This is a genomic window from Pseudomonas sp. PS02303, assembly GCF_029959925.1.
Classification (GTDB): domain Bacteria; phylum Pseudomonadota; class Gammaproteobacteria; order Pseudomonadales; family Pseudomonadaceae; genus Aquipseudomonas; species Aquipseudomonas mandelii.
On sequence record NZ_JASCOM010000034.1, the window covers coordinates 1 to 23,130 of the forward strand.

At 55.2% G+C, this 23,130-nt stretch carries 18 protein-coding genes; 10 read left to right on the top strand and 8 right to left on the bottom strand.

What is annotated here, in order from left to right:
* Window positions 1-582 precede the first annotated feature (582 nt).
* Window positions 583-2,460: an AAA family ATPase gene (locus tag QMX98_RS11290; RefSeq protein WP_200617753.1), complete on the top strand. Its 1,878-nt coding sequence runs from the start codon at window positions 583-585 to the stop codon at window positions 2,458-2,460.
* 138 nt (window positions 2,461-2,598) lie between these two features.
* On the opposite strand, the gene QMX98_RS11295 is transcribed toward QMX98_RS11290, so the two are convergent.
* Both QMX98_RS11295 and QMX98_RS11300 read right to left on the bottom strand, forming a co-directional pair.
* Window positions 2,599-2,865 carry a hypothetical protein gene (locus QMX98_RS11295; protein WP_200617749.1) on the bottom strand — a complete coding sequence of 89 codons (267 nt, stop codon included), beginning with the start codon at window positions 2,863-2,865 and terminating at the stop codon, window positions 2,599-2,601.
* A gap of 40 nt (window positions 2,866-2,905) precedes the next feature.
* A complete protein-coding gene (locus QMX98_RS11300) occupies window positions 2,906-3,835 on the bottom strand; it encodes a S49 family peptidase (RefSeq protein WP_200617746.1) in 930 nt (309 codons plus the stop codon).
* A 275-nt stretch (window positions 3,836-4,110) separates the two neighbouring features.
* Here QMX98_RS11300 and dnaB (QMX98_RS11305) point away from each other — a divergent pair, with 275 nt between their 5' ends.
* Together dnaB (QMX98_RS11305) and QMX98_RS11310 are read left to right on the top strand one after the other, a co-directional pair.
* Window positions 4,111-5,613 carry a replicative DNA helicase gene (dnaB, locus tag QMX98_RS11305; RefSeq protein ID WP_234451898.1) on the top strand — a complete coding sequence of 501 codons (1,503 nt, stop codon included), beginning with the start codon at window positions 4,111-4,113 and terminating at the stop codon, window positions 5,611-5,613.
* 381 nt (window positions 5,614-5,994) lie between these two features.
* The gene (locus QMX98_RS11310; protein WP_200617400.1) at window positions 5,995-6,453 is read left to right on the top strand and encodes a hypothetical protein; all 459 of its coding nucleotides are present in this window, start codon (window positions 5,995-5,997) and stop codon (window positions 6,451-6,453) included.
* Window positions 6,454-6,522: 69 nt separating this feature from the next.
* Here the strand turns inward: QMX98_RS11310 and QMX98_RS11315 are convergent, their stop codons facing one another.
* The gene (locus QMX98_RS11315) at window positions 6,523-6,771 is read right to left on the bottom strand and encodes a hypothetical protein (RefSeq protein ID WP_200617401.1); all 249 of its coding nucleotides are present in this window, start codon (window positions 6,769-6,771) and stop codon (window positions 6,523-6,525) included.
* Window positions 6,772-6,962: 191 nt separating this feature from the next.
* Window positions 6,963-7,118: a hypothetical protein gene (locus QMX98_RS11320; protein WP_200617402.1), complete on the bottom strand. Its 156-nt coding sequence runs from the start codon at window positions 7,116-7,118 to the stop codon at window positions 6,963-6,965.
* A 468-nt stretch (window positions 7,119-7,586) separates the two neighbouring features.
* On the opposite strand from QMX98_RS11320, the gene dnaB (QMX98_RS11325) reads away from it, so the two are divergent.
* The 3 genes from dnaB (QMX98_RS11325) to QMX98_RS11335 all read left to right on the top strand — a co-directional run bounded on the left by dnaB (QMX98_RS11325) (window position 7,587) and on the right by QMX98_RS11335 (window position 9,885).
* Window positions 7,587-8,984 carry a replicative DNA helicase gene (gene dnaB, locus QMX98_RS11325; protein WP_200617404.1) on the top strand — a complete coding sequence of 466 codons (1,398 nt, stop codon included), beginning with the start codon at window positions 7,587-7,589 and terminating at the stop codon, window positions 8,982-8,984.
* Window positions 8,985-9,265: 281 nt separating this feature from the next.
* The gene (locus QMX98_RS11330; RefSeq protein WP_200617405.1) at window positions 9,266-9,451 is read left to right on the top strand and encodes a hypothetical protein; all 186 of its coding nucleotides are present in this window, start codon (window positions 9,266-9,268) and stop codon (window positions 9,449-9,451) included.
* A 2-nt stretch (window positions 9,452-9,453) separates the two neighbouring features.
* Complete coding sequence (locus QMX98_RS11335) at window positions 9,454-9,885, top strand: hypothetical protein (RefSeq protein ID WP_200617406.1); 432 nt, start codon at window positions 9,454-9,456, stop codon at window positions 9,883-9,885.
* Between the two features lie 129 nt (window positions 9,886-10,014).
* Here the strand turns inward: QMX98_RS11335 and QMX98_RS11340 are convergent, their stop codons facing one another.
* From QMX98_RS11340 to QMX98_RS11350, 3 genes are all read right to left on the bottom strand, one after another.
* The gene (locus QMX98_RS11340; RefSeq protein ID WP_200617408.1) at window positions 10,015-12,402 is read right to left on the bottom strand and encodes a type I restriction endonuclease; all 2,388 of its coding nucleotides are present in this window, start codon (window positions 12,400-12,402) and stop codon (window positions 10,015-10,017) included.
* 452 nt (window positions 12,403-12,854) lie between these two features.
* Complete coding sequence (locus QMX98_RS11345; RefSeq protein WP_200617410.1) at window positions 12,855-16,208, bottom strand: hypothetical protein; 3,354 nt, start codon at window positions 16,206-16,208, stop codon at window positions 12,855-12,857.
* Window positions 16,209-16,350: 142 nt separating this feature from the next.
* A complete protein-coding gene (locus tag QMX98_RS11350; protein ID WP_200617412.1) occupies window positions 16,351-17,331 on the bottom strand; it encodes a hypothetical protein in 981 nt (326 codons plus the stop codon).
* 380 nt (window positions 17,332-17,711) lie between these two features.
* Between QMX98_RS11350 and QMX98_RS11355 the strand changes: the two genes are divergently transcribed.
* Window positions 17,712-17,903: a hypothetical protein gene (locus QMX98_RS11355; protein ID WP_050682403.1), complete on the top strand. Its 192-nt coding sequence runs from the start codon at window positions 17,712-17,714 to the stop codon at window positions 17,901-17,903.
* Between the two features lie 134 nt (window positions 17,904-18,037).
* On the opposite strand, the gene QMX98_RS11360 is transcribed toward QMX98_RS11355, so the two are convergent.
* The gene (locus tag QMX98_RS11360) at window positions 18,038-18,400 is read right to left on the bottom strand and encodes a hypothetical protein (protein ID WP_234451895.1); all 363 of its coding nucleotides are present in this window, start codon (window positions 18,398-18,400) and stop codon (window positions 18,038-18,040) included.
* Between the two features lie 371 nt (window positions 18,401-18,771).
* Here QMX98_RS11360 and QMX98_RS11365 point away from each other — a divergent pair, with 371 nt between their 5' ends.
* From QMX98_RS11365 to QMX98_RS11375, 3 genes are all read left to right on the top strand, one after another.
* Window positions 18,772-19,314 (top strand): hypothetical protein, encoded by a 543-nt coding sequence (locus QMX98_RS11365; protein WP_200617413.1) that lies wholly within the window; start codon window positions 18,772-18,774, stop codon window positions 19,312-19,314.
* Window positions 19,315-19,606: 292 nt separating this feature from the next.
* A complete protein-coding gene (locus QMX98_RS11370) occupies window positions 19,607-22,216 on the top strand; it encodes an autotransporter outer membrane beta-barrel domain-containing protein (protein ID WP_200617414.1) in 2,610 nt (869 codons plus the stop codon).
* 202 nt (window positions 22,217-22,418) lie between these two features.
* Complete coding sequence (locus QMX98_RS11375; RefSeq protein ID WP_156320503.1) at window positions 22,419-23,021, top strand: hypothetical protein; 603 nt, start codon at window positions 22,419-22,421, stop codon at window positions 23,019-23,021.
* Window positions 23,022-23,130: the final 109 nt, after the last annotated feature.

Below are 23,130 nucleotides of genomic sequence, written 5' to 3' on the forward strand. Positions count from 1 at the left end.
GTCAGGCCGGACGCGTAACTGGGAACCGATCGGCACCGTGTTGTTGAACCCGGATCGAGAGCAACAGAACGAGAAAATGGCGGCATAGTTAGACGGTTGACGCGACAACTACCTTGAAAAATGCCGGGTTTGCCAAGCACTCAATCTTCCAGTGGAGAATGCTCGCTGCAAATTCCGAGGAGCGTTACAAGGAACTCTGCGCCTCACTTGGGAAGTTGTAAGTGAAACAGGGTTGGCTGTGGAGTTGGAACAGGGCAAGTACCCACTCGCTTATGCAAAGTCACGGGTCGCCGGTGGTAAGCCCACGGAGGTTGCTCTGTTCGTAGGGTTGGGGACTTTGCTGCTCCTCCCGCTCCTCCCGGAGGCGATGCTGTTTCTTCGCAGGCGCCGGTCAGTGGACGTTGCTAGCGTGTAGGGTCACTAGATGCTCGCGAGTCGCCATACAAGTCAGGCACCCGCGCAGACCTTGAGCTACCAGGATTTGTGATAAATCTGCCCCCGTTCAATGGGGCGGATAGCCGCATTTGGTTCCAGCGAGGTATGGAACCATTGCGGAACGCACATATATCTCTGGAGCAACTTGTGATAAATGAATTCTGGCGCCTTTGGCGCAGGCAATGGTTCAAACGCACGGTCATCTCCGTTGCGGTCATTGTGGTGGCGCTTTCGTTGAAGGCGTGGTCGGTCTATCAGGCGCCGAATGAACCTGCCCCAGGCTCAACACAGGCGTTACTCGTAGAATTGGATGAACAAGGACATAAGTGGCAAAAAGAGACTCAGCCTGTATCCCAACTTTTTGCTGATCTGCAGGATGGCAAAGTTGAAGGCGTAGTGCTCGGGCAAACACGAGTCTATGTGAAGACTCAGGCAGGTCAACGCTACTCGGTGAGCGATGCCAAGGGCCTGGTTAGCGAGCGTCTAGTGAATGAATACGCGAAGGAAGGTTCAGCGCCCTTTCCTTTGACCTCGGTACCACTATCGGGCTTTGACCTTGGAAGGCTCGTAGGGATCGTATTCAACACGTTGCTAGTTGGACTGATCGCCTACATGGTCATCCCACTGTTAAAAACACTGCTGCCATTCGATGTGCACAGAGGCGGTACTGATCTTACGTTTAACGACGTGGTTGGCTGCCATGGTGCTAAAGAAGCTCTGCTCGACATAATCCAGGCTAGCGAGATGCGTCGAGCTTACCGGGATGCTGGCGCCCGTCCACCAAAGGGCGTTTTACTTGTCGGCCCTCCCGGTGTTGGTAAGACCCAGTTGGCCAAAGCTCTGGCCACAGAATGTGGAATGAATTTCATCTCTGCAACCGGGAGCGACTTCACGAAGTCGATTGTGGGCCAGGGCGTTATGACCGTGCGACAGCTTTTCAATACTGCTCGAAGGAATACTCCATGCATCGTCTTCATTGACGAGATGGACGGAATTGGAAAGCGTACGCAGGGCGGAGACGCCGTAGCTACCGAGAACAACCGGATCATCAACCGCATGCTTGTCGAGATGGACGGATTTAGTAGCACCGAGGGGATCTACGTAATTGGTGCAACCAACTTCATCGGCTCAGTCGACCCAGCCATGCTGCGGGAAGGTCGTTTCGACCGAATAGTAGAAATTGCCCCGCCAAATAATGACGAGCGCCTTGAACTCTTGGAGCTGTACACCGGCAAGTTGAACAATCTCGGTCTGATGAATCTTGATGATGTATCACGGCGTTGCATCGGTCTTACCCCGGCAGCGATCGCTGCTGTGGTGAACCTAGCTGCTGTACGTTCGGTGCGGGCAGGGTCCAGGACGATCACGCAGGAGCACCTGCTGCAGGCTATCGAGACTCACCGAATTGGAGAGGTACGGGTTGGAGCCTATGCCATGACTGACGAAGTGCGCAGGCGCGTTTCGATCCACGAGGCGGGACATGCGGTCGCTAATGTGCTGCTTGGATTAGGGCAACTTGAAAAGGTATCGCTGTTACCCCGTGGTCAAGCCCTAGGAGTCACTCTTGTTACTCCCGCAGAAGATCGTCGTTTGGTAACCAGGACTCAGCTGGAGCGAGAGATGCAGATGCTCCTGGCGGGTAGGGTTGCAGAGCGGATTGTACTGGGTGATGAATCGAGTGGCGCTGCTGACGATCTCCATCGGGCAACTGAGATTGCAATCGCGATGGCGGCTGAGTTCGGCATGGCCGGCATGGGGCAGATGGCTAGCGCACGTGCTCTGCGTGCTGCGAGTATCCCGCTCTCAGCAGAGCAAATGGTTAAGTCAGCCAACCGGCTGCTTGAAGCCGCTGATTGTGCCTGTGAAAAAATGCTGGTGGAGATTATGCCGGCGCTACTCCAAATCGCAGAGTCATTAAATGAGAAGGAAGAAATTCTAGGGGAGGAGGTAGAAGGAATCCTTGCCCTGGTGCAGAGGTCACCAGAGTCCGAACAGGGTCTGAAACTGGCTGTGAACAAGGGGTAATACGTGGGTAACATGGTGCTTGAGAAGGCTCTAACTCCAGATCATGAACCGGCCTAACGGCTTATCTCCACGCGCAGACATCTAAGCAGCTGCACACAAGCCAGAACTTTGAGCGGAGTTGTGTGCAGCGGTAATTTCCTATGGTCGGCTGTCGTTCTCGGCAAGAAGCGCATGATAAAAATGCGCAGCGTGAAATGCTTTAGACAGAATCAGCGTGAGCACCAGCGCGATACCAATTGCTGGCCAAATAGTTGCGCCATATACGAATTGGTAGGCTGATTTCCATTCGGTAAAGAAGTTGGAGAAAAAGAGACCTACATGGGCGATGAGCAGTCCCTGAGTTGCGCGATAGGCCATGAGCCATTTTGTGTAGCGTTTCTCTAAATCTTCACTTGGTGATTGCATTGGTTGTTCCTTGATTCGGTTGGCGCGGGGTCAGTGGTTGTTAGCGAAGGCTTTGCCCGGAGAAACCGAGGGACATCGAGAGTTCCTGAGCCGCAGATGTACCGATCCGCTTGGCGAATCGGTCGAACGGGTTGTCCTTAGTTGAGAAATCGACAACCTTGCTTGCGCCTACGACCTCACGCGCCACATAGTCCACATCACCCAACTTATCGATAAGACCAAGCTGCTTTGCCTGCTGGCCCGACCAGATGAGCCCCGAAAAAAGCTCCGGGTGGTCCGCTGACTTCAGCCTGTCGCCGCGGCCGGCTTTGACCGCCTCGATAAATTGATTGTGGGTTGTTCTCAGGACCTCGCCCCAGAAGGCGGTTTCGTCAGCGTTCCTGGGTTGAAATGGGTCCAAAAAGGCTTTGTGCTCGCCAGCGGTGTAGGCCCGGCGTTCGACCCCCAATTTTTCCATCACACCGACGTAGCCAAAGCTTGCAGCGGTGACGCCGATGGAGCCGACCAGGCTGGCCTTGTCCGCGTAGATCTCGTCGGCGGCGCTGGCGATGTAGTACGCGCCTGAAGCCCCCAGGTCGGTAATCACTGCAAAGACTTTGATATTGGTGTGCAAGCCGCGCTGGCGCTTGATCTCGTCATACACATAGCCCGCCTGCACCGGGCTTCCACCTGGACTGTTGATCTTCAGCACGACGGCTTTAGTGCGCGCATCGGCGAAGGCCTGGCCAATGCTTTTCTTCAGAGCCTCAGCGCTGGCGGCTTCGCCCTCGGCGATGGGACCGCTGACATCGACCCGTGCCGTGATTTCTTTGGCATCAGCACCGTCTGCAGTGAAGTGCTCGACTGCCAGTGTGGTCGAGACGACAGCTAGGGTGCCCAACCACATCACGTACTTGAAGCGGCGCCGGCTTCGTTGTTCACGGACCAGGTCGCGTACCAGTGTGTCGAGCACCTCTATAGGTTGAGTCATATGTTGCCTCTGTCGGGGTCTGAAAATTGGGGTGAGGATGCCCCAGGGAGCGTCTGATAGGGCCCTAATTGGCCCCTAAACGCTGACCCAATCCACGAAAATGATGCTCGATGCTTTGCGATGCTCAGTGTCCGGATGTCGACGGATCAGCGGACGAGGATCGTCAAATGCTTGCAGATCTCTCAACTGTGGCAAAATCGCGAGCAGCTTTCGGTGTTAATCGGAAGTTAAGAACTGAGGCCGGGTACCCTGCCTCCAGACCGTTGCAGGTGCCCTTGAACAATCCTCCCACCACGTTGCCGGATGACTCGCTGAGCGAAGCGCTTCGGCAGGCCCCATATTCTCTGGAAGCGGAACAAGCCGTTCTGGGCGGACTGCTGCTTGAGAACTTGGTATGGGAACAACTTTCGGACGTGGTGTCGGAAGGTGATTTCTACTTCAGCGATCACCGTCATATTTTTCGCGTCATCAGTTTGCTGGCAGAACGTGGGCATCCATTCGACGTGGTGACGGTTCGAGACCAGTTGGTGCTGGAAGGGTTGCTTGAGAGCTCACCTGACCTCGACTACATCACGGAGCTGGCCAAGAGCACTTGGTCCAGCGCGAATGCAAAAACCTATGCGAGCGTCATCAGAGAGCGAGCAAAGCTGCGGGAAATAATCGCCACATGCGAGGACATCCAAGCCCACGCTCTATATCCGGAGGGTAGGTCGGCGTCAGACCTCGTTGAAGAGGCCGAGCGGAAGATTCTTCTGGTCGCCGGAAAGCAGCCCAAAGAGGGCGGCCCCGTTGGTGTCAACGAACTCCTGGTCAAAGGCCGTGAAAAGATTGAGGCGCGCGCAAAGGGCCAAGTAGCTGGGTTGCGCACGGGGTTCGATGATCTGGACAAAATTGTCGATTCTCTGCAACCCGCTGACCTGGTCATCGTCGCGGGCCGCCCCTCCATGGGTAAAACCACCTTTGCGATGAACATCGTTGAGAATGCGGTGCTTAAGACCGACAAGGTGGTTATTGTCTACTCCCTTGAGATGCCCGGGATCTCCTTGATCAACCGGATGATTGCCTCGATAGGCGGGATAGATCTGACCAAGGTTAACAATGGTCAACTGCAGGATACGGATTGGCCGAAGCTGGTTAAGGCCGCCGACCTGCTCAACCAGCCTAACCGATTTTTCATCGACGACTCCTCCGGTGTGAGCCCGTCGGAGATGCGGGCCGAGACACGGCGAATCTTCAGAGCGCACGGTGAGATCGGCTTGATCATGGTGGATTATCTGCAGTTGATGAGGATCCCTGGTTCAAGCGGGAAAAACCGGACCAATGAAATCTCTGAGATCTCACGTTCCCTGAAGGCGTTGGCCAAAGAGTTCGGCTGCCCGGTGGTTGCGCTGTCACAACTTAACCGCAGCCTCGAGTCGCGACCGGATAAGCGCCCCCTCAATTCGGACTTACGCGAGTCCGGCGCCATCGAACAGGACGCGGATGTGATCATGTTCGTGTACCGCGACGAGGCGTATTACCCCGACTCGAAGTACAAGGGCACTGCCGAAATCATCATTGGCAAACAACGAGAAGGCGCTACCGGGTTCTGTAGGCTGGCCTTTGTTGGAAAGTACAGCCGATTCGAAAATCTGAAGACCGGGACTCACGAGTTCAGTGAGCTGGAGATGGGGCGCAAGACCCCGCCGGTATCGCCGCGGGTTGGGCGCGTCCATGTGCCTCAAGTCGCTACCGTTGACAACTACAAGCAATCACGGCGCAAACCCCGCAAGAAGTAGCCGCTTAACACTGCGCTTCCTCTACTTGAAGGCTCGCGAGGTCGGTTTCAACCTTCAAGATCTGGGTTGGGCGTTCCTCATTTCCACGACTTCGAATCGTTATCCCAAAGCAAACCCTAACTCTGCTCGCCACAGTGCAAGTTCGTCCCTGCAATCTGGGGCGGATTGAACACTGCGCATTTTAATCAGGTGAGACCATTTCTATCTGATTGGAGAGGGGCGAGCTCCGGGGTATCCACGGGAGTGAGCCTCTTGAATCTGGCCATTGACCAGCAAATGACGTTGCCAGTTGGACGGGGCATATGGCTTCGCACGACCTGGCATTTCGAAGTGGCGCTATGCGTCCCGCCCCGACCGGAAGCTCGGAATGAGGAATGAGTTGTGGAGAAGACACCGGATAAATGGGTGGTAAGCATGAATGGGGTTTCGGTTGGCGAATTGGAAGTTCAACAGGTTGAGGCCTTTGAGCAGGAAGCCAAGCGTGACAAGCGCCTGTATTTGAGTCAGTGCCTTAACGTCGCCGGCTGCATTCTGCGCGGCCTGGCAACTACCGTACAATTTGCCCCCTTGCTCCTGGTCGCGGGCGCGACGTTATTCGCGATCGATTCGCCTGGGCGGTTTAACGAGTTACTGTCGGAAAACGCAGCGGGTCTGTTGGTTGTTGGCGTCTACACGTCACTCCTGGTTGGTGGGTTCGTCGTCGGCCTTGCGACCGCTTGCAGCATGCTGAAGCTTGGCTTCGTAAACCACTTTACCGACCGCAAGCACTTGTTGATTCGACGCGCCCTGGGCCTCGCGGCAAATGGTGACATTGAGCTCCTTTTGGAGCAGAAGGGGTAGCCAACGGCCAGACCTGAATTTTGTGCAATAAAAAACCGGCATATGCGCCGGTTTTTTTTTAGGAACAATCTAGTTTTGCAGCTGCTGAACCGAGCGCAAAGTCCTTACCACTGCTGTCGTACGCGGGGTGAGGGAGTAGCACTGTTCGATCCGATCAGCGAAGCCATCGAAACTGACCCGCTTGACCTGGGCTGATCCGTCCTTCAGCACGTGACCGAAACAAATCAAAGCGTGAGTCACAATTTCTGCTTGTTCAGATGTGCCGAGATACGAATCCACGCCAATGGTTTGGCCGCAGACAATAATGGGATCTTGCATTTTCTCGCTCCTACAGGGGAGTGAGGCGACGCCCCGCAGGGACATAGCCCCACTGGCGGTTAAGTTTTTTTCACGAAGCGCAGGCAGCTGAGCTTTACGCGATGACAAACAACACATCGAAGTGTTTTGCCCTAAGGGATCACTGCGAAGGATTCAATGACTCTACGAGTACCTGGTTTTAGTCCGGGATCTCAGAGATTGGCTTTAGACCGTTTTGTACAGCGCCACAAGAGACGTGACAGAACAAAGGTGATGGCCAGGCAGATAAAAGCGAGCAGCAGCAGGAATGTCGGCTCGTACTGGTAAGAGCCCCAGATCATCGCGATAAACCAAAGGAAAATTTCCATGGAGACCTCATGCGTTTTGAGGTTCCAGGTCCCGACAGGGGCTTGGAACCCCGGTGGGTGGATTGATGTGCTCTGTTCGGCGAACCCAGGTCCAGCTTGACCTGCCCCGAAGGGACAGCCGGTGGCTGTAAGGAGACACGATCTTACACGCCGGCGTGCATGCCCGACAACACGAGGTATGGGGTACCACACCAGTGGAAATGGGAGTACCTGATCAGCGAGGCGCTTGCAGAATTTTGAAGTGTGAAACAATTTTGGCTCTGCGTGCCCAAGGGACAGGCGTCCCGTGGCGCTCGTTGCCGGCTGCGAAGTGGGCCGGGTGATGTCCCGCATCTAATTCACTGATTGACGCGTAGGCCCTCTCTGGGGTCAATTGCGTGCAGTCAATAGCAGCCAACCCCAGTGCAAATTCGACCGGGGCCGGCGGCAACGGGTTTTCATTTCACCAGATGAAGATAAAACGAGCCCATGAACGAAATATCCGCTCCTGAGCAATACGATCTACAAACTGCCGCTCTCAAGGTCCCACCGCACTCCATCGAGGCTGAACAGGCTGTTCTCGGTGGTCTGATGCTGGACAACAACGCTTGGGAACGCGTGCTCGATCAAGTATCCGACGGCGATTTCTACCGTCATGATCATCGCCTGATTTTCCGTGCGATCGCCAAGCTGGCCGATCAGAACTCGCCGATCGACGTCGTGACCCTGTCTGAGCAACTGGACAAGGAAGGTCAGACGTCACAGGTTGGTGGCCTCGGCTACCTCGGCGAACTGGCGAAAAACACGCCATCGGTCGCCAACATCAAGGCTTATGCGCAAATCGTTCGCGAGCGGGCGACATTGCGCCAGTTGATCGGTATCAGCACCGAAATCGCCGACAGCGCGTTCAATCCGGAAGGCCGTACAGCCGCCGAGATTCTTGACGAGGCTGAGCGCCAGATCTTCCAGATCGCCGAGGCCCGGCCAAAAACCGGTGGCCCGGTGGGTGTGAATGATCTGCTGACCAAAGCCATCGACCGTATCGACACACTGTTCAACACCGACAACGCCATTACCGGCCTGTCCACGGGCTATACCGACCTCGACGAGAAGACCAGCGGCTTACAGCCGTCCGACTTGATCATCGTCGCCGGCCGTCCGTCCATGGGTAAAACCACCTTTGCGATGAACCTGGTGGAAAACGCCGTGTTGCGCAGCGAGAAGGCTGTTCTGGTTTACTCGCTGGAGATGCCAGGCGAATCGCTGATCATGCGTATGTTGTCGTCCCTCGGCCGTATCGATCAGACCAAGGTCCGTTCCGGTCAGCTTGAAGACGACGACTGGCCGCGACTGACCTCGGCGGTCAACCTGCTCAACGACCGCAAGCTGTTCATCGACGATACCGCCGGCATCAGCCCGTCGGAAATGCGTGCCCGGACCCGGCGACTGGTGCGTGAGCACGGCGAAGTCGGCCTGATCATGATCGACTACCTGCAGTTGATGCAGATTCCGGGTTCCAGCGGTGACAACCGGACCAACGAGATTTCCGAGATCTCCCGATCCCTGAAAGCCCTGGCCAAGGAATTCAACTGCCCGGTGGTGGCGTTGTCCCAGCTCAACCGTTCCCTGGAACAACGGCCGAACAAGCGCCCGGTAAACTCCGACTTGCGGGAATCCGGAGCGATCGAGCAGGACGCCGACGTGATCATGTTCGTGTACCGCGACGAGGTGTATCACCCGGAAACCGAACACAAGGGTATTGCCGAGATCATCATCGGCAAGCAGCGGAACGGGCCGATCGGCTTTATCCGCCTGGCCTTTATCGGTAAGTACACGCGATTCGAAAACCTGGCACCGGGTAGCTATAACTTCGACGACGACGAGTAAGGCTATGGGGGCCTGACTGAGTAAGCCTTCTCGCTTGGAGCGCTTGTTTTTGACCGGCCCCAAAGCTACCTTAGATTCTGATTTTGGCCTGCAGAATGAACTGCGCCCAAATGGGAAGCTGGCCCGTCTGCCAGCACTTCGTATCGTTGGGAATTCTTGGTCTATTTAGGACCTGATTCTCGTCTCAATCTCCCGGCAATTCTGCCCGGGTTCTTCGCCTACCGGGCATACTCTCCCGGTAGGGTGGGTGTGCCTGCAAAGCTAATTTGGAGGTACACACTATGTCGCAAGAACCAACTTTTTCCGGCTTTGAAACCATTGAGGCTGCACGCGCTCACCGTGAGTCGGCAGGAGGCTGGATTTTCGAAGCCGCCACCGGAGAGGTCGTTTGGTTTCACTACCGCTATACGCCTACGGTCATCCTTGGGCACCACGCAATTTCCGGTCTCACCGGAAGGCTGGTGTGACGATGAAAATAGAAACGGTCGTTCAGCTTCTGCCCGAGGACTGTGGTCTGCAACACTCCATCGTCCGCCTGCACAACAGCAACATCGATTCCAAGCGGTTGGACCGTGAAAGGTTTTTCCGGCGGGAAGCGGTGGTCATCTGTAATCCACAAAATGGGTCACGGGTTCTTCGGTATGCAATGGGTACACCAGGGGGCATCTCGATTACCAAGCGTGCTGTTGCCTTGGATTACGATGCTGTCGATGTGCTCGGTATCAGATTCAAAACTGACGTCGACCTGGAAATCAGACGGGCGTCGACCTTTGAGGTCTACCAGTGGTTTTGGAGCCATCCTGATCTTGGTATTCGGCTCTCAACTCGGCTCGGCGTGATGGGTGGCGTCCTTGGCATAATGGGGTTTCTCGTTGGCTTAATGCCATTCCTCCACTTATAGGTACCTGTTGCTCATGAAGTGCAGAACTGCTGTCGCTGCACTTAACCGAGAAATGGAAAAAGTAAAGGCCCGGCATTTGTCCGGGCTTTTTTTTGCCCATGAATTAGAAAGATGCCTTGCTTGCTCCTGCTATCCCATGTCAAGCAGGTGCTGTTCGCTGCATTGCAGCAATTCTTTAAGCTCTGGAACAATCTGGTTAGTCAGGGTCGCCTGAGCCCACGCAGCGAAGTTAGGGTCTGTCATTCGAGCAATCTCAAGTAGCGCTATGTGGAGTCGGGCAAGTAAGGCGGTGGACTTTCTGGTCAACGCCCACTCAACCAAAGCCTTGGAGTCGTTTAGGTCCTCCCTAAGGTACGATAAAAGCGATTGCGTGATTGGTTCAACAATACCAACGTCATGGCAGACAACAGAGCCACCATTAGGTAGATCGTGATGCGGCAGCTGCCCGGTGATCATTGGGTGGGATGAGAGCAACGGGAAACTCGCTGAGGCGATCTCTAAAAGAAACGGTTGTTCTAACCTGACCAGGTTGCCACTGTCATCCATGACTTCGGTTCGCGCACCACACACATGAGAAAGAATTTGCCAAGGGGTTACATCCTCGAATAACCGCCCTAAAGGTTCGCCAAGTTCAAGTCTTTTTGGCACTCCCTTTATAAAAAGATCAATAACCGTTTCGTCAACGACACGAAATTTTATATGGCCAATGCCTGGATGTAAGCCAGCGTACGTCGTGCCTGGCTTCGGTGATTTGCTTTGGGGTTTTGTAGTGAGGAGTTTAAGCATAACGCCGACCGGCAACCCCTCATCTTCCGTTGATGCCTCGAGCAGTGCATGTGCTGCAATCACATCCCCAAGTGGCAAGCGAGATGCTGCGTCAGTCAGCCAAGTGGCCGCATCCTCAGGATTCTCTTCTGATCGACTACGGATTTCGGATTTGATGACCCTGGCAATCTCGCTGGCGAGAAGTGCTGGCTGTCGTACGTAACTGATTTGCTCTTCCGTAACCTCATGAATTGCGCCTTTCAGGTAACCCGCTTCCTCAAGTAAATTCAATTCCTCAGAGCTCAGCACCTGCAACAACGTGGCACGACGGATCCCAAATGTGCGATTGCATTCGACAATTAGAGTCGGGTGTCGCGCGGCGTCGCTCGATTCAATAATCATGGCTTGAGCGACTTTTGCGAAGCCACGACGAAGATCGATGTTCTCAAATCGATCACGAGCGTATTGGATAAGGTCGGTGTTGAGCATTGGCAGGATGGCCAGAAAGGTTTCCTGGGTTTCACCTTCAAGGCCCGACAGCGCCAATGCGGCTACGGACCGGAGTATCCATGGATGACGGTAATCCGGCGTGTAAAACGCCCCCTGCATGAGCACAAGGCGATTATCGAGCAAGGTCTGTACGGCACGAGGGAATTCATAGTTATCCAGCGGCTCTACTTCAACACGCACCGCTCTGCGTCCGATTGGCGATTTGTTGCGGCCATTTGTGATCACAATTCTGCTTGCCACTGTTGTATCCAGTGCCACCACCAGCTTTAAATGTTTTCCAAACTTAGTACTCGAGAGGTCCTCAATCTCCTTTCGGACGACTCTATCGTCACTGTTGAGCCCATCGATTGCCAGAATCAGGTCGGGGCCATTGGCGTCTGACACCTGTTTCAACCAATAACGGGCCTCTTCCACCGTAACCGGCCAGTTCAGGTGACTTTCTAAAGCATCCGCGATGCACTGAAGAATGCTGCTTCCTGTATCGGTTTCTATGTAGAGAGTCGCTCCAACCTCATTGGCGGCCGTCAGCTCGCATAACTCACGCAAAACGTTACTTTTGCCTACCAGTGACGACCCCTCGAGCAAAACGAGTTTCTGATTATTCATCAGGAAGTCGACGACCACTGATGTCGCTTGCCTCGGAATAAGAAAGTTTCGGCCGAAAGGCTGATCAGTGTCCTCAATGTCGCCCGTCAGTTCCTCCATGTTCGCACTGGAGGCATGCAGTACCGCCTGCATCCAGACGGAAGAATTTGTGCCCATGAGAGTCTGAATTGCGAGCTTAAGGTCTGCCCTGGCTGCTTTTGAGGCGCTGTCCATCAAGGCGGTAAATGCCTGCGCATCCTTGTCGACCGCTACCCATACACATCCGGTGTGGGTTTCAAGGTAACGCGTTTCGATTCCGTTGCTGACCACCACCAATGGTGGAGTTGGATTAAGCGCACGAGCATACGAAAGACCTTGTTGACCATCATCGGGCTGGAGCTCTTCGCTCATCCTTTTGAGCTCTAGCACCGCCAGCGGCTTGTCCTCAACGTACAGCAGGACGTCGGCCCGCGATCTAGCGGATGTGGGTTTTGAACCGTCAACCTTGATTGCAGCATGGCCAAACTTGAATTGAAACTGGATTTGATGGCGAATGGCGTGAGCTGGCATAAGGGGAAAGGCCAGCCTTATGGACGCATGGATTTCTGCTTCTAGATCGGTCTCGGTTGGGGCGGTAGTTAGCTGTGTCACTGTCATAGTTGCCTGCGTCCGTAAGATGGTATTACGTAATAGTTGGGTGAGGTGGCCGCAAGTCTGCTGGCTTTATCGCGCGATGATCGCCGTGAAAATTTGGGGAGTATCATCCCTCTTTTGGTAAAAGGCCGCGAATGGTCAATCACCGCTCAGTCACCTGGTGAGCGTCTTCCGCACAGGTCACCCCTTCCGGTTTTGGTCGACCTGTATCAACCATTGTCTTGAAGGCACTACCAGTGCGGCCCAGCGCACCTATGGCGGCGGATAGGTCCTGCGCCGGGGCGAGGTATTCGCGCCTCAGCCGCGTTCACGCGTTACCACAGCGCTAATATTTCCTCGGTCGTTTCATCTCCAAAAACCTTTCGGCCCCACCCCATGGCCATGGCAGCTACGATAGAAGCTACCGTGAGCAAGGGTAGCGAGACCCTCATCTGACCAGGGTTATCAACTACCCATCACTTAAGAATGATCCACCGCTCACAGCCTTTGCCAGGTAGAGGCGCTCCCTCAATCAATTCTGCTGGTTTGACTTCAACTCCCTCAGCCCTGGCCTTACTTTGAACCAACTCCCGCGCTTCGGCGTGGGAGGCGCAGTGTAAGGTGGTGAACGAGTAACCACTTGCCCCTGCAACATTGCGGTTGATTGCCGTGTAATCAGAACCTGCAGGAATGATTTCCAACCACCTACCGAACGGTACTTCCTTGCCATCGGCTGTTGACGCATGCACTTCAAGCACATCGCGCGGATCGTAGTCATCTGGCAGTGACACGCCAAGCAACGAATCCAGCTGAAGATTCCCGTTTTCATCGACGCAACCATCTGCAAGCCAAGCCTGAGAACCTCTGCCATCTCGGCGCATCCAGTTCGCGTACGCAGTCGCCAGGCGCGGATCAGGATGAGAACCGCCCATAGGTCTCATATAAGCCCCGGATAGAGGTTTCATGCCCTCATGTCGGTGTTCCGCTGATAATTGAGCGAGGCCCCATGGGGATTTGTTGGCTATCAGCTGGTCATGATGTGAGGCCGCATATTCCTTGTCGACAAATGCTCGAATGAACCGGCGGCGCATTTCAGCTCGGGTATTGTCATCCGGGGCATTGTGGTACAGCCACCCATACGGGTTTGAAATACAAGCGCCGATATAGTTTACGTTCCTGGTGCTGGGATAGAGGTAGGCGCCTACAGGAATCACCAGGTTGGGGCTTGCAACGATGCTGGTTTCTTCACTCATTTCGCTGCGAAGTTCGAACCAATCCTCGAGCAGTACCCGGTGCGATGCCGCATCTTGCCCCCTAAGAAGGGCCTTGAGCTCGCCGGCGTGGCCAACGACCTCATCCAAAACCTCTTGCTTGAGCTCGTAGGAATTAAAAACAGAGGTTCGCAACCACTCATTGATCTCGCTCCACTCCTGTAGGGACGTCTCGGCGGCATCAACTTGGCGCAGGATGACCCAACGCCGGCTCTTTTCTACCAGTACGCCCTTGCTGTGCTCGAAGACCATGCGATTCACCCACGCATGAGGCTCGAGTCGATTATCAAGCTCGTTGTCTTTTGGAGCAGCGTAGGCGACGAATTTGCTGTTGCCTGTCAGGGCAATCCTTAGTGGCTGGTAGCCCAACTGACGAACGAAGGCTTCAATCTCTTGGGCCTGGCGTTTACCGTTCCCGGCCAGTGCGTACATCTGGTCGAGGAGGCCTTTCCACGCCGCGGGGGCCTTGCCATCCACAAACTGCGGGAGTGGCTTGCCACGGTTTGCTGCACGCCATGCAATTACGGTTTGACTGATGATTCCTCGCGCTTCTTCGCCGTGGGCAATGGTCCCATCGGAAAGGGCCTGTAGCATCCGATTACGGGCATCCTGCTCACTTGCTCGCTCTTGCTCGAGGTGGGCGAGCGCCAGCTTGAAGAAGCGAATGAACTGTAGGTGGCTGTAGCGAGCCTCACGGTTGTGGATGTACCACCGCAGCTCTTCAGGTTCGACCGTATCGAGACACAGGAAGGCAAGGCTGTCTGATGCCCAGGTACGACGGTCAAAGGAGGTGAGATTCACGTTGCAGGCAAACCTGCGGGCTCTAGAGCCGTAGCCACCGCTCACCTCAACTTTCACGCAGAGCGAATCGGCAACCCTTGCGGCAATTTTGAGGTTTATCGGGTTTGAGGGGCTGAAGACTCGATCAAAATGGTCTCCAGGCCGTTCCTTACATGCGCTAGGGGCAGTGTCGGGATTCATGAGCTCGTGCCACAAGCACAGGACCCTGCTACCAGAGCAGAGGTAAGCGTTTTTTTCTTTGATCCATTCTGCAACCGGCTGGCGAGGGGTGGTCTCGATCAGGCCTTCACCGTCATCGTCATGAATAAAGCGGCAGAACTTCTCCTGGAAGTCCAAGGTTACAAAGTGCAGCGATTCCGGCCCTGGGTAAAACTCACCGAACAATTTCTCTCGGTGGTCTAGGCCGCACATCAGCAGCAGGAATCGTTTGTAGTGCAAGGCGTAGCGTGCATGGCTGGACAGATGAGCCGTGTAGGCCACGTCCTCAAATTTGATCTGTGATCCGTCTACGCCACGAAAAATCCGGTCTTGGTCATCCCGAGACGGGAAGAGCCGGCCGGTGCCTAAATGACTTTCGACGGGACTGAACACACGATGAACATTTTCGCCATTGCGAACCATCAGGAAAACTTTGCGGTTCTCATCGTTCTTGGCTTGATTGGTCCAGCGATCACCGTAATCAAGGTCGCGCCGGGTAGTTGCCATCACTAGAACGCAACGCTCAGTCGGGAAAATCTGATTGACCAGATCATCGTGATTTCGCAGGGCGTCAAAAAACAGCTCTTCCTTGGTGAAATCAAAGTCTTCGTCGACCTCTGCCCAAACGGCCAACTCCTCGTCCATCATCAATTTCTTCTGAGCAAAACTCAGCGGCTGGGATGGATCGGCCGGCTTGCCGGTGCGGATGGTCTGCACCGCGACCGATTTTCCGACATATAGGTCTAGGGACTCGATGCCCTCGATCAGGTTGGCGACATACGAACGGATATCCTCCGTCTTGGCCAGTGATGCCGCGGCCTTCTCTTCAAAAAAGGGGGTGAGCTTTTTGACCACGGTAGTAATTTCGGCTGTCTTGCCCTGAATCCACTGTGACTGGATGGTGGCCACCTGGTACTCGCGCTCAGCGACTGCTTTCATTGCCTGTACCTTCTCGGACGTGATGCCGCTGCCCAAGGCATTGGCAATGCTGCCGGTTGCCAGCTGAGACATCTCTTGTCGTACTGAGTGGTCGTAGAGCACCAGGGCCCCGCCTGCTGTATCTGACTCACTCGCGGCTTCGGATTTTTCTCGCAGCTGATCCTCGACCACACGTGCAAGAATGTCCGGGTTTGACTGCGCTACGATCAGTTCTGATTGCAGCTGCTGGATCGTGCTGTGTATGCGGGCGGTTTCGTCGGCACGAATTGTATCGGCGTCGGGTTCGTACTCGAACTGGAGCAGGAAGTCCTTCAGCAAGAAGTCATATGTGCCATGGCTCACATAGGACCTGCGAACTGTGCCATCGGGCTGAGGGATTTCAATTTCCTCGCGAGTGCCGAATATTGACGGGTGCGCGCGCATGACAATGGTGTGCGCGGCGTTATCGACCCACTTGATTGACTGCAGTAGCAGAACCGAATCGAGGGCGATTGCCTTTTGCGGAATCGCTGCAATTGCGCGCCAGTATTGGCCGGCCTGAAGAGATTGGAATTTCTCTACGCGCTCAAAATCCTCGAGCGGGCGGCGGTTGGTTAGCTGGGTGTTCAGCGGATCAGACATGAGGGCATTCCTGCAGTTGCGTTGAAGGAAGGCTCTCACGAAGCTGGGATATGCAAGCCTTCAACGGCGGCATCGATGGGAAAGGAGAGGCACGGGGGATTCAGAGCATTTCGGGCCCCCGACGGGGCCGGTTGAGCTTGCTTTACGCTGCAGCTTCGCCATCTTCGGCAGCAGCCTTTGCTTCCATGGCTTTGGCTTTTTCGTCAGCCTTTTTTTCCTTGTTGCTGATTTCGTCGAGCAGCGCCTGCATCAAGGTCTGGTTCTCAGGGCTCAAGCCCTTAAAACCTGGGTCTGCGATCACTTTCTTGGCAGCGTCGTACAAAGGCTTCGCCTGCTTTTTAACGACCTTCTCCAGGCTGGCGCCGGCAATGAAGCTTTTCGTGACGCTCTTTTTGCCGGCTCGCTTGGCGCTTTCCAAACCTTGCTTGAGCACCTCTACGGCGCCGCCACGGTGCTTGCGCAGCATGTCCAGAGCGAGGCCGACTGAGCACTCGCCCTGCTGGATCATCGTCACAATGCTGATTGGAGCACTAACAACTTCGAGCAATTGATCCACGTACTCAGCGCCGAAACCCAGCTTTTCTCCGATTTGTGCCGAAGTCCAGTTGAAGCCGGCCAAGCGTTTGCACACCAGTGCGGTTTCAAATGTCGTCAGTGGCTTGCCGGTGTTGCTGGTGTACAGGCCAGCAATGATGTCCTGCAAGCCAATGCCTTTGGTGGGCAGCGTGACGATCGGAATGTTCAGGATTTTTGCGCCTTCGGCCAGCGCGATGCGCAATGCTGCCAGTCGGCAATGACCGTCGGCCAGATAGCAAACCGAACTTCCGTCCTCTTTTTCGACGACAAAGACCTCAAGGGGCTTGGAAGTTTTGAAGCCGTTGACCTTCATGCTGTCAGCAATTTTGCGGACATGGGCCTGCAAGTCGGCGTCGTTGACGCGGACGTTCAGACCATCCATCACGTGGATCTTGTCGATCTCTTTTACCGATGGCATCCAGAGGTCGCGCGCCTTGGCGCTCATCCCACGTTCGAGAGCGCCCTTGATGGAGCCGAGCACGAAATCGAGGGAGTACTCGCTGGCCGGGATATCGGAGTCTTTAAGGGTGGCGACGTGTTCGGTCATGTTCTCATTCCTATGAGGGATCTGGTTCGGCGTTTGTGCCTTTCATGATTCGAGAGTACTCACGATCGCTAAACTGCAAGGCCTCAATCCGGCTACAAATCCGGGTCAAACCTGCGCTTGTGGGGATCACCTGGCTGATCCCGCCGTGTGGTTGGAGGGTGGCAGTAGCCAATCGGAAAGAATCTTTTTGCGGGGAGTTTGAGACGCGGATGTCGTCGAGCTTCAATGCGTGTCATCCGACCGCAAAGTATGGAGGGGATCGATTCATCTCGTCAGCGACGGGGTTGGGACCCTATTTAGGCGTGAATGGAGGCTTGCCGGATCGGTGCTTATGGGAAATTTAGCGGAACCAAAAAGCGCACGACCAATGAGGGGGAAGGATGAGCACACATATCGACCACGAGATTCGTGAGGTACTCAACTCGCCAGTCGCCAGCAACTGGCTCAAGGAAGCCCTTGGCAAGGCGTTAGAGCGCGATTGTGTCGACGCCGCGAACGATGCCGAAGCATTGCTGGATCTGCTCAACAAGCGCTGCGAGGAGGCCTTTAAAGGACTTGCTCCGGTCTCCTGATCGGAATTGCCCGCCATTCTCGCCCCTACCTGTGCCCTTAGGCAGGGCCGCGGTGAGCGAGCTGTGGATCGGATAGAACCGGGCAATCGGCGCTGTGAAACTCCTAATGGTGCCAACTGCCCTCTGCGCCGGATCTATTCCCCGACAATTTCATCAATCAGCTGCTTTTCAGCCAAGCGATCGCTAACCGGTGACTGCAGGCGATCGACGTACAAGCCCCGCTCATAGGTGACTATGAGTTGGGCCTTCCACTCAATGCCGCTCTGAGTGGCGTCCGGCAGCTGCGCTTTGCGTGCACGCTGTCGTGCTTCTCGGTATGCACCTTGCCACTCTTCACGCGTTGAGTTGTAGCACCCCAGTGTTGGTTGGCGGGAGAAGGGGATTCGCTTGTAGATTCTTTGGGCTGTGCTTGGAGCCAGAGCCGTGTTGTTACTTCCATCGAGGTGAAAAGCTGCATCGGGCACGGTTTCTTTGCTTCGTGTGGGGGAGGGATTCATCTTTAGCTCCTGTCTTCGGAATAGGGTGATCCGAATTTCCCATGGACCCTTCGAACTGCAAGTCAGGGGCGACGTGTGCTGTTGGTCACCAGCATCTGCTTCCCGGCTTTGTCTAGGCTCCTACGGCCTCTGTCGTGATTGCACCGGGAGCGCAGCGTTCCCGCCGTGATCTTTCCTGGGAGTGCGTGAGTTCGGGGCGCCGAGTGTCCCCGTCCATATCTCCGCGGTACTTGAGCGTTTTTGCAATCACTGCGCCGGGCAGTCTGGAATTGGCGACTGTAAGAGGGCCGAACTCAACCCAAGGAATGCAACCACCCTGCGATCCTTAGCTGACTGGCTATAAAGCGCAGGAAAATCCTGAAGGAGAACGTATGCCCACAGTGCAGTTCATGTCACGAATTGACGCGCAACGGTATCGGCCGTCAGGCCAAGTGCATTTGCTGTCCATTTCTGACGGTGAGGACGATCAAGCCCTAGTGGAGGCCAGCCATTGGCAGAGTGTTGAATTTCATTACTTCGTCGATGGAGATTTCGACGAAGAAAAAATGGCGATGTTTGGGACCAAATTTGAGCATTTGTTCCGCGACTATTTTCTGATCCCGCAGGCCGATCGTCTTCGCGAATCCATCGGCCGGCTGACCGCTACCGGATTGGACATTGTTGTGAACTGCCAGGCGGGGCGCTCTCGTAGTGCAGCTGTGTCGAAGTTCATCAGCGAGACCTACGGTTACTCACTGAGTCAGGAGACTCCTGATGCGAATCAGACTGTACTTCGCATGCTGCGTCGAGATAGTGCTTTGCTGGCGGCATATCGTGCGACGCTGGCGCCTGTTGTTGCTAAGCCTGATCCGAAACCCGGGGCCATGAAAAGGTTGTTGAGTTTGTTTGCGCTGTGGAGGCCAACCAAGTCGTGACGGCATTTGGCGGACTTCTGACAATACCTGCACTCTGCACTGATCACTTAACCCGGCCATGCCGGGTTTTTCTTTATTTGCTCCGCTTCAGGCGCGTCGAAGTATTTCATGGGGCGGAAAAATGCCGGGGTAGAACGCTGGGGTGGGCGATAAGAAAACACCGAACGAGGGCCTTTCAGATGGTTCAAGTAAGTGGGTCGAATGGGGGGGTTGCAGTTTACGAAGCGTCGGTATTCTGAATCTGCACTCACCTTTCCAGCGTGAAAAAATAACGCACATTCAAGGACTCACGATGAACCGTATCTCGCTTCCGCTCTCCTTGCTGGCAATCGCCGTAGCGACCTCGGCCAGCTTCGCCAATGCTGAAAGCTATGAGGCCAATGCCGGACCAAAAGTGTGGAATACCAGTGTCGCTGAAGACCTGACCATCACCGGTGGTTTGACGCTTGTGGACATCAACGGTGATCCGGTGCGTCTGATCGAAGTCAACGGCACCGACACAAAATCCATCACCAACCAAGGCATCTTGCGGGCATTTGCCGACGGAGGTGTTTCGTTCGCGCTGAATCATGCGCTTGTTGACGGCGATGTGCTCAATGCCGGGCAGATTCAAACCAACGGTCCAAACAGCATCGGGATGTTGATCGACACCAGCACTGTCAACGGCTCCTTGTCTAACGCAGGCACAATCACCGTAACCGGTCGCGTCTTCCCTGTAGGGACCCCGGCCACATACGGGATTCTGGTGAAAAACTCGGACATCGACGGCAACATTGCAAACACCAATGAAATCTACGGCAGCGGTCACACGGTTGTGGGGTTGGGGATCGTCAATGACGGCCAGAATCAGATTGGCGGATCCGTAACCAACAGCCGAGTGATTTCCGTCAGCGGCGAACAGTCCATTGCTCTTCAATTGGCAGGGGCAGATGTAAAGGGCGGCATTACCAACTCTGGCCTCCTTTACGCCAGTGGTGCTGGCGCCAGAAGCGCTGTGCTCGAAAACTCGACGTTCGGCCCGCTGGTCAACACTGGTGTGATTAACGCCGTAGGCGCACAAGGCGTCCCGGACCGGAGTGTGACCGCCATCTATGTCGACAACGTTCAGGGTTACACCGACGGCAACCTTGGCACCGCGGTCATTCAAAATACTTCCACCATTTCCTCATCTGGCGTTGGCATCCTCAACACCGGCTCGTCTGATCTGGTAATTAACAATACCGGTCGAGGCACCATTCTGGGCAGCATCGCGGCCATTGATGGTGGTGATCACACGACCCTGAACCTGGGTGGTGGATCGGTAACCGGCGACATCCTTGGCCTTAGCCAATTGAATGTCCTGGAGAACACGTCCTCCATTGTCACTGCAAAGTCCATCGAGGCTGGCTCGCTGAACGTCGGCAGCAATGCTCGCCTGTACCTGCGGACGTCTCAAAGTAGTTTGAAGGGCGATTTGCACCTGGCAGGCGGATCGGCGATGGATCTGATGCTCGCCACCGACACTGACCCGAACACTGCTTACCTCGACGTCTCGGGTACAGCAACCTTCGACGCGGGTTCGGCGGTGACGGTTTCGGCAAAGCCTTTTGACTTTACGCCGACAAAAGAAGGCGTCGAGTACGTCCTGGTGAAAGCAGGCTCTATCGCCGATAGCGGCGTGTCCGTGTCCAGCAGTTCCTATCTGTTGAACGTCAAGCAGTTCGCCGTGGACGGCAAGACTGTTAAAGCAGTCGTTCAGGCAAAGACTGACGATGAGATCGGCGACATCGAAGATCCGGACGGTGGCACTGACAATGGCGGCGGTGACGGCGGTTCCCCGCATGGCAACGACAGTGTTTTCAATGGTACCACTGGCGCCATTCTGGCCATGAAAAACAGCATCCTCAGCCAGTTGCAGCCAACCGACCCGGTGTTCCAGGCGTTGAGCAACGCGCAAACCCGCGAGGAAGTGCTGAAGATCGCCAAGCAGTTGACCCCAGAGGTTAACGGTGGGAGCACTGTGGCTGCGCTCTCAGGCCAAACCATTGTTGGTGGGGCAGTAAGCAACCGCGTGAGCAGCTTGCGCACCGGCCTGTCGTCGGGTGATGTGCTGAAGGAAACCGGTGTCTGGGCTCAGGCTCTTTCCAATAACTCGGACCAGAACAGCCGGGGTGGTGTTGATGGGTTCCAGTCCAACAGTGCTGGTATTGCGATTGGCGCTGACGGCAAGATCAACGATCAAACCACGATCGGTGCTGCGTTCAGCTACCTGAACACCAACGTGACCAGCGACAGCGGCGATAAGACGGAAGTGCAGGGCTCTGCATTCACCCTCTATGGCAGCTACCAGCTTGGTAACTGGTTCGTGGACGGGAGCATGACTGCCGGTAAGAACGACAACGACTCCAAGCGCTTTATCGTGGGGACTCAAGCCAAGGGTAGCTATGACTCCGACCTGCTGGGGGCGAGTGTCCTGGGCGGCTATGATTTCCATTTCGACAATCTGGTTGTCGAGCCTCGCGCTGGTGCCCGCTACACCAATGTGAAGATTGACGGCTTCACTGAGCACGGATCGTCGGCCGCACTGCAAGTCGGTGGCCAGCGCTTTGAGGTTGGTGAGGCAGGGGCGGGGGTTCGTGTTGCAGGCGATTTCCCGCTGGGTATGGGGAGTATTGAACCTGAGGCGACCGTGATGGCTTGGCACGACTTCATCGGTGACAAAGTATCCTCGACGTCGGCATTCGTCCTGGGCGGTAGCCCATTTGTAACCACAGGTGCTTCGCCTGTTCGTGACAGCTACGAAGCGACCCTTGGTGCCAATTATCGCATCGGTGCGGTAACAGTGGGTGCGAGCTACACCTACCAGACCAAGACTGACTTCGACGGTCAAACGGTGCTGGGTCGCGTACGCTGGGATTTCTAGGATCCACAAGTAAAAACCCGCTTCGGCGGGTTTTTTTTCGCCTGGTATTCGCTCTTTGAGGCCATCTAAGGGGGCTGGGTGGTATTGAAAAGGCCGTGGACCAGTACTCTCCACCGGCCGATTCAAAGCAACAAAATGCCCCCCCTTGCACTTTAAAAAGTTGAGTGACACTGGGTTCACAATCGCAATCAGTGGTGAACCTATGGCCGTCAAACATCATGGCGCTCTTACAGAGCGGGTATGCGCTCACTCCGATGTTTTCTCGTATCACTACAGGAATAAAAGTGGTTTACGCAGTGATCTGAACTACGCCCGGGCCACCTTGTGCGGTGCGTGCGGTCAGAAAGTTAAAGATTGGTTGGCCTTCCAGGGCAAAGGATTCCATAAGCTTGAGCTCCCCAAGCTACAGGGGCGTACGCCCGGCTTGATCAGTTGGGGCAATCGAGTTCGAATCGAACGTCTGCGTACGCTTGGCCCGCTGATGAGCCATCTGCAGGCGTCGAGTGATCCTTTGGCCACCGTGGTGCTAAAGGTTCTGGAGTTGATGTTCCAAGTGCCCTGCGCGAGTTACTGGGTTGATGTGGAGAAGCAAAATTACTCTTGGTATTCCCTGCAAGGGGACGTAGCACTACTGCTTCGTGGTTCCAAGTGCCGTGACAACCCTCAGCGAAGTCCGTCCGCCGTTGGCTTCTGGATGGAGGCTCGGCCAGTCGTTGCGCAGGAAGCGATTGCCTTTGTGAGGGATAACCTAAAGGCATCCATCGCCGCACATGTTCCAAGCGCTCCTGAAAAAGCTTCTGCGTAATCACCTAAGGTGTGAATGGCCCGCGTCACGGCAAGCGCGGGGTGCACCCTCTGCCGTAATAATCTGGTGGGGGAGGGCCTCAGGTTCGCCCCTTTATGGAGGTCTAATT

What these genes read in the sequence shown, in the direction of transcription:
- dnaB (WP_200617404.1), top strand. Translation starts at nt 7,587, where the DNA reads ATGAACGAAATATCCGCTCCTGAGCAATACGATCTACAAACTGCCGCT.
- QMX98_RS11355 (WP_050682403.1), top strand. Translation starts at nt 17,712, where the DNA reads ATGAGCACACATATCGACCACGAGATTCGTGAGGTACTCAACTCGCCA.
- QMX98_RS11330 (WP_200617405.1), top strand. Translation starts at nt 9,266, where the DNA reads ATGTCGCAAGAACCAACTTTTTCCGGCTTTGAAACCATTGAGGCTGCA.
- QMX98_RS11350 (WP_200617412.1), bottom strand. Translation starts at nt 17,331, where the DNA reads ATGACCGAACACGTCGCCACCCTTAAAGACTCCGATATCCCGGCCAGC.
- QMX98_RS11335 (WP_200617406.1), top strand. Translation starts at nt 9,454, where the DNA reads ATGAAAATAGAAACGGTCGTTCAGCTTCTGCCCGAGGACTGTGGTCTG.
- QMX98_RS11365 (WP_200617413.1), top strand. Translation starts at nt 18,772, where the DNA reads ATGCCCACAGTGCAGTTCATGTCACGAATTGACGCGCAACGGTATCGG.
- QMX98_RS11315 (WP_200617401.1), bottom strand. Translation starts at nt 6,771, where the DNA reads ATGCAAGATCCCATTATTGTCTGCGGCCAAACCATTGGCGTGGATTCG.
- QMX98_RS11340 (WP_200617408.1), bottom strand. Translation starts at nt 12,402, where the DNA reads ATGACAGTGACACAGCTAACTACCGCCCCAACCGAGACCGATCTAGAA.
- QMX98_RS11295 (WP_200617749.1), bottom strand. Translation starts at nt 2,865, where the DNA reads ATGCAATCACCAAGTGAAGATTTAGAGAAACGCTACACAAAATGGCTC.
- QMX98_RS11375 (WP_156320503.1), top strand. Translation starts at nt 22,419, where the DNA reads ATGGCCGTCAAACATCATGGCGCTCTTACAGAGCGGGTATGCGCTCAC.
- QMX98_RS11370 (WP_200617414.1), top strand. Translation starts at nt 19,607, where the DNA reads ATGAACCGTATCTCGCTTCCGCTCTCCTTGCTGGCAATCGCCGTAGCG.
- QMX98_RS11320 (WP_200617402.1), bottom strand. Translation starts at nt 7,118, where the DNA reads ATGGAAATTTTCCTTTGGTTTATCGCGATGATCTGGGGCTCTTACCAG.
- QMX98_RS11360 (WP_234451895.1), bottom strand. Translation starts at nt 18,400, where the DNA reads ATGAATCCCTCCCCCACACGAAGCAAAGAAACCGTGCCCGATGCAGCT.
- QMX98_RS11300 (WP_200617746.1), bottom strand. Translation starts at nt 3,835, where the DNA reads ATGACTCAACCTATAGAGGTGCTCGACACACTGGTACGCGACCTGGTC.
- QMX98_RS11345 (WP_200617410.1), bottom strand. Translation starts at nt 16,208, where the DNA reads ATGTCTGATCCGCTGAACACCCAGCTAACCAACCGCCGCCCGCTCGAG.